Consider the following 12,242-nt stretch of genomic DNA (forward strand, 5'->3'; position numbering starts at 1 on the left):
TCAATTACATGCGGATAGGAGCTTCCTGCAATTCAGCACGCTGCTGCAAATAGCGGAAGAAGGCTGCCGCTGCTTCAGCACGCGTTACTTTTTTGTCAGGCCTAAAGCTCTCATTGGACAGGGACATAATATTAAGGCCGACCACGATCGCAACCTGGCCTTTCTTATCGATTTTGTCCGCATCCTTAAATTCTGCCTTGAAAATATTCTCACGCTGGGCCAGTGTATTATAGCCTAGCGCCCGTACGATCAGCTCCGCCATATCTTCCCGGGAAACCGTACCTTCCGGATTGAAGGAGCCGTCTCCCACATCAATCAGATTTTGCTCCAGTGCGCTCTCTACATAAGCGAAGTAAGCTGAATCAGCTGCTACATCATTAAAGGAACCGCCTGAGAGCAGCTTGCTGGATTGCGCAGTCATATAAACGCCTTCTCCCCGATTGCGCGCCAGGACAAGCATTTTAATCAGCTCGCCGCGGGTTACTTCCTTGTTAGGCTGAACAAGTCCCTCCTTCACATCAAGCGCCTTGTATGAAATCATAAGCTCCAGCTGTGGCTCCGCCCAATGGCCGGCAATATCAGTCGCTTTCGGCAGATCAAGCTGTGTGACCTCACCTTTATCCCGTGTAATCCATTCTCCAGTAACCGCATTAAGCCATACACTCTCATTCAGCGTACGAGGAACCAGCTGATAGACAAGCTCTACTTCATTCTTTACTTCTACGTCATCCTGTATAACTCCGGAAGCAAGCATCACTTTGTATTTCTCAATTGGCATTGGCAAGCCATTCAGCCAGTATTGCTGTACAAGCCTGTAGATCAACTGAATATTATAATAATCTAACCAGCGCTCCAATGATTGCTTGCCAGAAATTAAATCTGGGGTCTTAGCAGCATACTCGATTGGCGTAATAGATCCATCAAAGCTGGTTACTTTGCCTGTTTTGCTTTCAATAGCTACACCTACATTATCGTACTCCACAATAGCGCCATGCACCTTGCGAACGAAGTTTATATAGTAAGTGAAATTATCTTCAGGCTTCTGCTTCTCAAATTGCTTTGGATCAGGCTTAACAACATAAAGCTGATGCGTCAGCCACGGAAGCTGCTCCTTAACCGTCTGCTCTGCTTTGGCCACAGCTTCATCGAGAGTAAGCTGGGTTCCTGTATTTGCCGAAGTAGAGCTATTGTAATAATAGCCGTAATAATTGACTACAGTGCCGGTCGAAGCATCGACTGAAGCCGAAAATGAGCCTACTTCCTTATCTTTTTCTTTCACTGCCCAGTTAAGATGCCATTGCTTGACCGTCTGCTTGACACGATCGTTCTGATGCTCATAATAGCTGGAATGCTGCAGCTCTGCCCCATCAGGCAGCTTGAACGCCTTTTCTACCGCCGCAACAGCATCCTTCTCTGATATTTCCTTTTTCAATGGAGCGCTCGCCAGCGGCTTATCCGTTATTGGACTCGTAGATGGCGTTCCTTGATAAAAGGTGTATCTGTCAGCAGATGTATTTTTCTTCCCGGTTACGGCATCAATAGCAAAAGCTTGAAGGTCTTCTATAAGAATAGGTTTGCCGTCATTATTGTCGTAAGGAAGCACATACTTCAAAATCGGACTAGCGGCCTGTTCGATCTTCTGGCGCGCTTCCTGCTCGTTCAAATAGTTGCCTATCTTCGGAAACTTGACCGTCGAATCCCAGTTCAAGCTAAACCGCTGAACATGCCCTTCACTATCCACTTCTATTGAAATATTGTTATCCGCAAAGGCTATGCCATTTACGATTCGATCATAACGAAGCATATGTCTTACCTGACCGGTTAACGGCGGCAAAACTTCCTTGCCATACTGCTCATTAAATCTCACCTCGCTGCTGTAATCAGCAGCTATTTGTTTAATAAAATCATCGGCCAGCTTCTTGGCGGCATCACGGTCAACCTTTAGCGGGTATGTAGGCTTAACTGAAGGATTGTTCACATACGAATTGAATTCGATCAATTGTCCGGAATTGGCGTCAATAGAAGCATTGATGCTGCCCATATGCTTCCCGTTAACCCGCTTCACGAATTCAATATTCCAATACTGCCGCTTCCCTTCGGCTAAAGAAACTGACGATAAGCCTGTGCTTTGAACTGTATAATCCTTCGGAATATTTACATATTGTCTGACAAGCTGCTCTGCCTTGCTTTTGGTTAGCTTTACGGATTTGTCATCAATCACTGTTGAATTGTCCCCTCCTGCAGCAGTATCGCTTAACGCTGGTGAGCTTGAGCTGCTTGGAGCCGTTTCATTGTCTGCAAATGCTGATGTTGGCAACACGCTGAGTGACATCGCCAAAGCTACCGACAGCGATAATCGTTTACCCCACTTCTGATTCATTGGCACAACCTCCTATGCATTTCCATTATATTCACCCTTGCACTTTCCTATATTTTCAAACGAAAGCTATTCAAGCGATGTTGCACCTGGAGCAAAAAAATTCCACTTTCTCATAAAATATCTAGCAGTACATGCAAAAAAAAGAGCGAGACACAAGTAAAACCTGTGTTTCGCTCTTTTCATTTCACAAGGATAAACGGCTTCGCTATTCTTTGGAAAAGCGCGTTTACCGCGCGTTCAATTTACATTTGGCCGGAAATTTTAGCTTTAAGTGAATCCTTGCTTTGCAATCCAACCATTTTATCAACAGGCTGGCCGTCTTTGAACAAAATTAGCGTCGGGATACTCATAACTCCGAATTGGGATGCCAATTCCGGCTCCTCGTCAACGTTAATTTTTGCAATTACCGCCTGGCCTTCCAGCTCAGAAGAAAGCTCCTCAACGATTGGAAGCTGCATTTTGCAAGGTCCGCACCATGGCGCCCAGAAATCAACAAGGGAAACACCGTTTTCGATGCTTTGTTTAAAATTATCTTTTGTAAGTGCTACTGCCATTACTATCATCCTCTCTAGTCAATAAATATGATGAAGGGATTACCCGTCTCACTGCTGTTAAGCCATTCCTGTGAATCGCTACTCACAATCCTTAATCTGCTGCAGCACATCTTGCAATGTGATCGCATGAAAATAGGTCTCCAAATGCTTCTCCGCTTTGCAAAAAATGCCGTACATCACTTGATTCATATTGGAGCCCACTACACAATCCATCTCTGGATCTCCAGAGCACCAGCTAGGAATAAGCGAGCCTTGCGCCATAATACGGTAAATATCAGCCAATGTAACAGCTTCCGGGTCTGTCGTCAAGCGATAACCTCCGCCGGAGCCTTCACGCGTATCGACAAGTCCGCTTCGCCGCAAACCGCTCATAATTTTGCGAACACGCACCGAATGCGTTCCTACATTATCTGCAATCATCTCACTGCTGGCCATTCTCTCGGGCAAATATGCCAAATATACGAGACTATGCACGGCAATCGTAAATTCACTATTCACTGTGAGTTGGCCTCCCTGCTTTATACTGTAATCTTAAACGTTACAGTTAGCTTTGTCAAGTGAACAGAATAATCAATTTGTTCAAACATCATTAGAATTCCTAAGCTTAAATTGAAATATGCACGCACTGCAAATAACCAATTTTAAGGCTTGTATGCACGAGCAATATTTTTGTTGCATAAGCTGTCATAATTCTTTATTGCGGTTGTATACATACAAGAGGAAATGACTTTTTGAGTCTGACAAACGCATGAAATTTTTCAGGGCTGTAAGAGCCTGACATTAAAGCTGTCCTCTTACGGCAGCTCTCTATTGTTTTGAGGGAGGTGATGACTATGGGATTGTTTGGAGGCAAATGGATAGCCATTCGCACAGCCAGCGGCTCGCGAGCAGACGATATGGACCGACTATATGCCATACTCAAAAGCAATGGACTGAAAGCCAAAATCTCCACAGAAGGGAACTTAAAAAAAGTATCCGTAAAAGCCAAAGATGAAGAAAAAGCCAGACAGCTAGTTGAGCAATTTGAGAAAGAACTGTAACAGGAAGAAACGACTCCGCCATCCTTTGGACTGGTGCCGTTAAAAGCAGTACATTGAGCTGATGGGGCATAAGCAGCCCTGTCGGCTTGTTTTTTGTCTTTATGCTTCTTTCTAAATCATTTCCGTATACTGGCATATTCACGCTGTTTACTGCTGCGATTACCTGTAAATCATAAAATAACTTTAAGAATGTATTAAACCTTTTAAAAAACTATTAAACATTGCATATAATGCATTTTTACGGCCCTGTTTATGTTGCAATCAGCCATGGCGTAATGATACCATTTAGACGTTGTTAAATATTTACTACGATTGGAAAGGTTGAGCTATGAACACTCCATCCCAAGCAGTGCCTGGCAAGAGAGCGCTTATTCCTGAGCTGCAAATCGTTCGCGCATTGGCGATAATTGGCGTTATATCTGTCCATGCCAGCGCGTCAGCTACAATCACGATGAAGGAATCAGCTTATTTCTACTTTTATAACTTTGCGAACATTTTTATGAAGTTTGGCACACCGACATTTATTTTGCTTAGCAGCTTTGTGTTATTTTACAGCTACTACAATAGGCCTCTTACTGCGGGGCTGATCGGAAGCTTCTATAAGAAGAGATTACTTTATATTATTATTCCGTATGTTGTGTTTTCCGTATTTTATTTCGTATTAAGACGCAATGGAGCTAATCTGGACATATTCACGCCCGAATCATTATCCCTTTTTTGGAAGCAGCTTCGAACGGGAACCGCTTATTGGCATCTGTACTTTGTATTTATTAGCATTCAATTTTATTTAATGTTTCCTGTACTTCTATGGCTTACAAAAATGTGGAAAGGGCTTGTCCATTTCCTTATTCCACTCGGCTTCGCCGTTCAATGGATATTCGTTCTGCTCATCGAAAATAAAATGATATTCGTAAGCAATAAAGGCAGCTGGTCCCTATCTTACTTTTCTTTTTACTTGGCGGGCGCAGCACTCGGTATTTACTATCCAAAAATTAAAAGCTGGTTTTTGCTCACTCGCAAAAATATAAGCTTTAAGCGAATCGGATTTATTTTATTTGTTACAGCCTGCTGGCTCGTACTGGCTTTTGCCCATGTACATATTTATCACAACAGCCGAGCGTATGGCACACGTTATCCCATACTGCTGTATGAGTTTTTATGGAATTTCCATTCCATATTTACTGCGCTCTTCCTTATTATAGCCGCACATTTTATATACCGTTATTTCTCAGCTGGCATAACAAAACTGCTTTACCGCTTTGGGCAGCTGTCGTTTGGCGTTTATTTGATCCATATGTATTTCTTGTATGTATACGATAAATATATGCCGTCCTTCAGCACATCCATTCTTGCTCATTTGAGCTACTTGGGAAGCTGGCTGTTTATGATTGTTGCTTCGTGGCTTGTCGTTGGCCTCGCAGCGCGTTACCTGCCTTTTTCCTGGATATTGTTCGGCAACTTGCCGAAGAAAACCAATATGCCGCTGCAGGATCGGGGAAGAGAAGCGGCTGCCGGAGATGGCGATAATAAAAAGTCTTCATCTAAAAAGAAACTAGTTATTACAATTATTGTTTTATTCGTTGCAGCTTCAGCTGTGGGCGCTGTCCTTTGGTACAAAAATGCTAAAGAAACAACTAATCCGAATAAGCGCCAGGAATTGATGGCAGTTGAATCTGTAGGCTCGCCAGCCGAACGTTATGATGTCATTGTAGCCGGAACAGACCCTGAAGGGGTTGCCGCTGCTGTATCGGCAGCAAGAAACGGGCTTAAAGTGCTTCTAGTCGACGGGAAAAACCGTGAAATTATGGGCGGTTTAATGACCGTTGGTGGATTGAATACATTGGATCTTAACTATTCACCGAAGAAATCAGCAATACCAGGGCAGCATATCTTCCTTAACAAAGGCATTTTCCAGGAATGGTACGATCAAGTAGAAGGCACTTCTTTTGATGTAAATACAGCAGCCAACGCATTCTACAGTATGGTGAAGAAGGAAGCTAACATTGACACGCTTATGAAAGTGCAATCGATGGAGCCTATTACTGAAATGCAGGCCGACGGAAGCATCCTGGTACAAGGCATGAATATCGTTGCAGAGGATGGCACGCAGCTAAGCGTTGCAGCCGGCTCTGTCATCGATGCTACACAAGATGGCGATATCGCAGCGGCGGCAGGCGCTCCATTCACAATCGGCCGGGAAGATATCGGAGATCCTGATGCTCAAATGGCTGTCACGATGGTTTTTGCACTCAAAGGAGTTACTCAAAAAATTTGGGATTCCTTCGCAAACCATAAAGATACAGGCATAGACGCGATGAGCGCCTGGGGCTTCCCGGATGCCAAGGATTATGAATCCAGCAATCCGGAACGCGTCAAAATGCGCGGCTTGAATATAGGCAGACAAAATGATGATACCATCTTAATCAACGCCATGCATATTTTTAAAATCGATCCGTTAGATCCGGCATCTATCGAAGAAGCGATCGAGATTGGCCGTGAAGAAGCGCCTAGAATTGTGGCATGGCTGAAGGAAAACTTCGTAGAGCTGAAAGACCTTGAGCTTGCCTATACATTTGACGAGCTATATATACGCGAATCGCGCCATATTCAAGGCGAATACCGCTTGACGATGGGCGATGTGCTCGCTAACCGCGATCACCCGGACGCTATAGCTTACGGTTCCTACAGTGTAGACATTCAAAGTGCAAGTCATCTGGACAGCGGTTATGTGCTTATGTCTCCAGCACAATACGGCGTGCCATTCCGCAGCTTAGTGCCGCAAAAAGTAGATGGTCTGCTAGTCGTCGGACGAGCCGCCAGTTTTGACTCTCTGCCGCATGGAAGTGCGCGTGTAATCCCACTGGGCATGGCGACGGCTCAAGCAGCCGGTGTTGCAGCCAAGCTGTCAGTTGATAATAAGCTGTCGTTCCGTGAGCTTTCTGCTTCGAACGAGCTTGTTGCCCAGCTTCGTGAGACACTGACAAAGCAAGGCGTTGACCTTACGTATAATAAATTCGAAACGCCTTATTATATGAACCATAAAGCTTATAAAAGTCTTGTAGCGGCAGTCAGCATGCTGATTACAAGCGGTGATTATAACAACAAGCAATTTGATCTTGATGGCAAATCAAATATGCAGCGCATCGTATACAGCATGAGCCGCGTGAAAAAAGCACATGCCGATTATTTCAGTGGCGACCCTTCCGTTGCAATTGCGAACGTCGACGAGCCCGCCAAGCAGCTGTTAACGTTAGAGCAAGCAGTAAAAACGATTGCCAATACAATCGACAACGCTAAAGCCCCTGAGCTGACATTGGATGAAATGAAGAAGCTGGGCTGGATAAAGGAAGCTACGATCTCTGGCATTGCCAACCAGCAGGAGCTGACTAACGGCGACTTCTTTATGGTGCTGCGTGATGTTGTGGAGTACTATGTTGGAGTTGTTTACGAGTAATTTTTCAAGCTGTAAATTGTTACAACTTATTAATTCTTATATTTTAAGAAAGGGTGCCCCCAGACCGCCAGGTCAAAGGGCACCCTTTGTATTATAGTGCAGGTATTCATTACTGCTCATCATATTGCTCAGCCCGCATCGTGTTACTCCAGCGCTATTATTCCTATACGCAAGTCGTTATTTTCATCCGCATGGGTAAAAATGATTTTACGGCTATCTGGACTAAAAGACGGATGCGGATGTCCAGGATGGCGGTTCCAACGGTTTACCCTGCAAAGCTTGCATGAGCTCCCTGTTTTAAGGTCAATAAGCACGATCTCACTGCCCTTCCCTTCATCCAGCAAAGTATCCGCAACAATATACCTGCCGTCCGGACTTGGGCAAGCGTGCCAATAGCGAAAGTCCCCATTTATATACTCCGATTTACTTCCGTCATGCTTCACCCGGTATATACCGCTTGATCCGAGCGGGCTATGTGCATATCTGACAAAATACAGCCATTTTCCGTCATAAGACCACATCTCATGCCCGATATATTCGCCGTGAGCACTACCGTCCGGAAGCCATTGCTGCTTATACAAATTGACCGCCTGGCCTGTCTCCGTATGGACTGACCAAATTCGGTCATAAATTTGTTCCGTATCGCCTTCATGGGCAAAAAACAATTGCTCCTTATAAACGGGGTTAATCATCGCATGATTCGCTACGGAATAAGGTTTAGCAAAACCAGGCTCTATTACCGTTCTCACCTTTCCATCAGCAACGTCTACTGTCCCGATGGTGAAAACTCCGTTATTTTCCCAATAAACGCCAAGACAGCTCCTGTCATTCGTGATCGATAAAGGCTCCAAAAACGCACACCCCTGCGGATGACTTGCAACTAATCTTCTCTCTCCTGACTTCAAAGCCAGCTCAAAAATGTCAGCACCGATACTGTAATAATACATATCATCCGCTGTGGCCAGTCCATTGAAACAAAGCATTTCCTTATGAAGCAAAGTACCCCAGCAGCTATCGCCAGTTGTATCAACATCCAGCATTGTACCCTTCATCGTTGCAGCATCCACATCTATTGCCGCTATTATATGTCTGCTGTCAGCACGCCAAGACATAACGGTAAAGTAAGAATGAGCAGTATTGCTGCCAATACACCCTATGCTCTTATAAACTAATCCCGTCTCAGCATCCTTCAATTCTATTGCCTCTAATTGCAGCTTCTTCCCGTTCATCAATCTGCCATCCTTCCACTTAATCATGAAGACACTTATTATTTATAAAAACAAAGCTATCTCTCCGCAGTTTGTACTGAAAAAGAGATAGCTGGCTAGTTGAGGGTGTCGATTAATTGTGATAGGGCAACAAGCAATCGAAAGGGATGCTACTACGATCAAGCATTTAGTTGCCCACAATTAATCGACACCCTCTAGTTCACTCTTATTTTTGGATTGTAACTTTGGAAAGCACTTCGCTATCAAAGTTTTTAGCCGCCTCGTCAAGCAATGCTTTTACATCGGCTTTCTCATTCGTAACACTTCTTGCATAACATTTGTAATGGCACCATAAAATTCTTGACCGTTATAAGCAGGTTCAGGAAAGCCAACCATAGCTTCAATTACTTTCGGATCAAGCTTATACACGTTGTCCGGATATTCATCCAGCAATGCTTCAAACTTTTTACCGAAATCAGAATCTGCTTTATAGTAGTAAGCCGCGCTTCCATATGCTTTAATTTGGTTTTTCGCTTTGCGGTCTTCCAATACTGTTCTCAAAACATCGATCTCGCTGTCCTTAAACATATCAAAAGTAATAAAATCAAATGCTGCTTGCTGTACTTCTGGAGTTTCCTGCGGATTTACAATCATATAGTTGCCGCCGAGCACCCCAACATGAGCGCCGCCTTTTTCCATTGAAGGCATAGGCATTATAAGCAGGTCGTCTTTATTCATACCGCCATTATTAACTGCATCCTCAATTTGTCCGCTTTCGCCAAGTACAATCGCTGCACGGCCTTGCTTAAACAGATTATATACATCGCCATAGTTTAAAGCCCAGTTTTGCGGCAAGGCGTTGCCTTCCCATCTTAGCTTTTTCATAAATTCCATTGCTTTTACGCCTGCTTCAGAGTTAAAAGCAGAGACAACTTTATCTCCCTGTACTTCTTGTGATACGCCGCCTGCTTGATACAGGAAGTTCGTCCAGTTCCAGCCGCCTTCATTGCCTTTTGCCATAATGGCAAAGCCCGCAATACCTTTAGCAGGGTCAGCTGTTGCTTTAGCTGCCTCGTAGAACTCATCCCAAGTCCAATCCAAGGATGGAAGAGGAACATTTTTATCTTCAAACAGCTTTTTATTAATAATAATAGAAGAAATATAAGCATTTTTAGGTACTGCATACAGCTTTCCGTCTACAGTAAACTGAGAAGTAAGCTTCTCGTTAAATGCATCTGCAAATTCATAGCCTGCCAAGAATGGTGTCAAATCTGCTGCCCACTCATGCCCAACCAACGTACCGCCTTCCGTTGCAGGAACGTAGAAGCCAGATGGAGCTTGGTGCGCTGCCATTTTAATACCGATCTCGTCTGATTTGTACCACCAGTCGTTTTTCACCATTTTCACATGCGGGTATTTCTCGCCGAAACGCTTCATCTTGTCTTCATAAACAGGAATTTCTACCGTATTGTCCGATTTTGGAAATTGAACAGTAAGAGTAATCTCTTCATTTTCTTTTTCCGTATTCGGCGAAGGACTTGCAGTTGCGTGCGTTTCTTTTCCTTGGTTGCCGTTTCCATTGCCATTAGACCCTTTACTGCCGCCACAAGCTGCTGTCAGCATCATGACGGAGATCAGTGCCAGCATGCCAATCCTTTTAAAACTCTTGTTCATTGTTTCTTCCCCTTCCCTTTATCGAAAACTTAGTTGCAAATCAAGCATACCTGCAACCGCTTTTGCCTGCGATGATCTATTCATAGATTGTGATGATCAATTCTCCGGGGTTAGCCTTTAATGCCGGACAAGTTCAAACCATGCATAATGTTCTTTTGAAAAATCAAGAAGAAAATAAGCGGCGGAATCATAATGATTGTCAAAACACTAAATTTAATATTCCATGGAATAATACTGGATTCAATTATATTACGATAAACCATAGAAGCGATCGGATACTTCTCCTGAGTAGTAAGTACAAGAGACGGCCAATACCAATCATTCCAAGTCGATGTAAATGCAAAAATCAACAGCGTGGAGAAAACCGGGATTGATAAAGGAATAGCCATCTGAAAGAAGCAGCGTACCTCCGATGCTCCATCAATCCGTGCCGCATCAAACAGCTCTTTATGAATGCCGTCGAAGAAGCTCTTTAAAAGCATAATATTAAAAGCGTTCGCTGCTGCCGGCAACCAAAATGCCCAGTACGAATCAATTAGCCCAAGGCTTTTCAAATTCAGAAAATTAGGAATAAGATAGGTTGCACTCGGAATCATTAATGTACTCATAAAAAATAAGATAAACCCTTTGCGCATTGGCAGCTTCATTTGCGACAAGCTGAAGGAAGCCAGCCCAATAATGATTAATGAAAAAACAGCATTCCCTGCAAATAGCAGAAATGTATTTGCAAAACCCCGTGCCAAATTGACATATTGCAAGCCATCCTTATAATTGCTCCAAGCCAGCTGCTCCGGAAAAAAACTAGGCGGGAACGTGAAGATTTCCGCTCTTGTTTTAAAAGAAGAGAAAATCGTAGTACCAAATGGATACAGCATAGTTACAGCAAGAACAGCAAGTCCAAGCAGCATAATAGAATAGCCGAACCAAACACTTTTTTTCTTAAAATCAAAGGAGGACAGAATGCTCCGTTCTTCTATTTTCATGACTGCTTGCTCCTTCCCTGAATAGAGAACATGATGATCGACAAGGATGCCAGAACAATAAACATCAGCACGCCCATCGCTGAAGCTCTGCCGTAATTCAAGTTCGTAAAGGCCTCGTTAATAATTTGATACATATACGTAAGCGGCGTATTGTTTGGTCCGCCTCCTGTTAATGCCATATGAGTCAGGAACCCCTGCGAGGTACCGATTAGCTGTAAAATAAATAACAAAATATACAAATGCTTAATGCCCGGAATCGTAATATAACGGATCCGCTGCAAAATACCCGCTCCGTCCATCTCCGCTGCTTCGTACAAATCCTTTGGAATACTTACAATACCGGCCAAATAAATAAGCGCTGCTGTTCCGAAGGACTGCCAGGTTTCTGCAATAACAATCGAAATCATTGCCATGCTTTTATCGGTCAGCCACATAATTTGCTGGCTTCCGAACCATGACATAATCTGATTAGCAGGTCCTAGCGGATCATAGAGCCATTGCCACATCCCGTATAATACAACTGCTGGAACAATATTCGGCAAGTAGACAATTAGGCGCATAGCTCCTTTAAACCAGCGCAGCTCTGACACGGCTATGGAAACAATACTCGGTACCCAAAAGCCGATTAAAATACATAAAAACATATAGTACAACGTGTTCAACACAGACTTAGCAAGCACACTGCTGGCAAAGATATCACGGTAATTGTCAAAGCCAATAAAGCTGTTCCCTTTGACAAAGTCGACATTCATAAAGCTATAGAAAATCCCTTTCACAATCGGCGTCCATAAAAACACACAAAAAACAGCTATAGCCGGTAGTAAAAAAGCCAAGCCCCAGCCGTAATCCTTTATTTTTTTTGCGAAGGTTTTGGATGTCGGTCGAGGTGCTTGCAGCTCAATTTTCGTTTGCAACACTATCGTCCCCTTTCTTCAAAACAATCGTCTGC

9 protein-coding genes are annotated in these 12,242 nt (G+C 43.8%); 2 read left to right on the top strand and 7 right to left on the bottom strand.

Annotated features, from left to right (window positions below):
• Positions 1-4 precede the first annotated feature (4 nt).
• The 3 genes from V1L65_RS04170 to V1L65_RS04180 all read right to left on the bottom strand — a co-directional run bounded on the left by V1L65_RS04170 (position 5) and on the right by V1L65_RS04180 (position 3,432).
• A complete protein-coding gene (locus V1L65_RS04170; RefSeq protein WP_331697809.1) occupies positions 5-2,380 on the bottom strand; it encodes an S-layer homology domain-containing protein in 2,376 nt (791 codons plus the stop codon).
• Between the two features lie 242 nt (positions 2,381-2,622).
• Positions 2,623-2,934: a thioredoxin gene (gene trxA / locus V1L65_RS04175; protein ID WP_331697810.1), complete on the bottom strand. Its 312-nt coding sequence runs from the start codon at positions 2,932-2,934 to the stop codon at positions 2,623-2,625.
• Between the two features lie 78 nt (positions 2,935-3,012).
• A complete protein-coding gene (locus tag V1L65_RS04180; protein ID WP_331697811.1) occupies positions 3,013-3,432 on the bottom strand; it encodes an RrF2 family transcriptional regulator in 420 nt (139 codons plus the stop codon).
• Positions 3,433-3,767: 335 nt separating this feature from the next.
• Between V1L65_RS04180 and V1L65_RS04185 the strand changes: the two genes are divergently transcribed.
• A complete protein-coding gene (locus V1L65_RS04185) occupies positions 3,768-3,974 on the top strand; it encodes a hypothetical protein (RefSeq protein ID WP_331697812.1) in 207 nt (68 codons plus the stop codon).
• Positions 3,975-4,302: 328 nt separating this feature from the next.
• On the top strand, positions 4,303-7,428 hold the full coding sequence (locus tag V1L65_RS04190; RefSeq protein ID WP_331697813.1) for an FAD-dependent oxidoreductase: 3,126 nt from the start codon (positions 4,303-4,305) through the stop codon (positions 7,426-7,428).
• A gap of 143 nt (positions 7,429-7,571) precedes the next feature.
• On the opposite strand, the gene V1L65_RS04195 is transcribed toward V1L65_RS04190, so the two are convergent.
• From V1L65_RS04195 to V1L65_RS04210, 4 genes are all read right to left on the bottom strand, one after another.
• Complete coding sequence (locus V1L65_RS04195) at positions 7,572-8,684, bottom strand: hypothetical protein (RefSeq protein WP_331697814.1); 1,113 nt, start codon at positions 8,682-8,684, stop codon at positions 7,572-7,574.
• A 249-nt stretch (positions 8,685-8,933) separates the two neighbouring features.
• Positions 8,934-10,310, bottom strand: a complete 1,377-nt coding sequence (locus V1L65_RS04200) for an ABC transporter substrate-binding protein (RefSeq protein WP_331697815.1) — start codon at positions 10,308-10,310, stop codon at positions 8,934-8,936.
• Positions 10,311-10,420: 110 nt separating this feature from the next.
• A complete protein-coding gene (locus V1L65_RS04205) occupies positions 10,421-11,293 on the bottom strand; it encodes a carbohydrate ABC transporter permease (RefSeq protein WP_331697816.1) in 873 nt (290 codons plus the stop codon).
• Positions 11,290-12,210, bottom strand: coding sequence for a carbohydrate ABC transporter permease (locus V1L65_RS04210; RefSeq protein WP_442955666.1), 921 nt, complete (start codon positions 12,208-12,210; stop codon positions 11,290-11,292). Before V1L65_RS04210 ends, V1L65_RS04205 begins: the two co-directional genes overlap by 4 nt.
• Between the last annotated feature and the right edge of the window lie 32 nt (positions 12,211-12,242).

The sequence above is a fragment of the Paenibacillus sp. IITD108 genome (assembly GCF_036541265.1).
In the GTDB taxonomy this organism is placed as follows: Bacteria; Bacillota; Bacilli; order Paenibacillales; family Paenibacillaceae; genus Pristimantibacillus.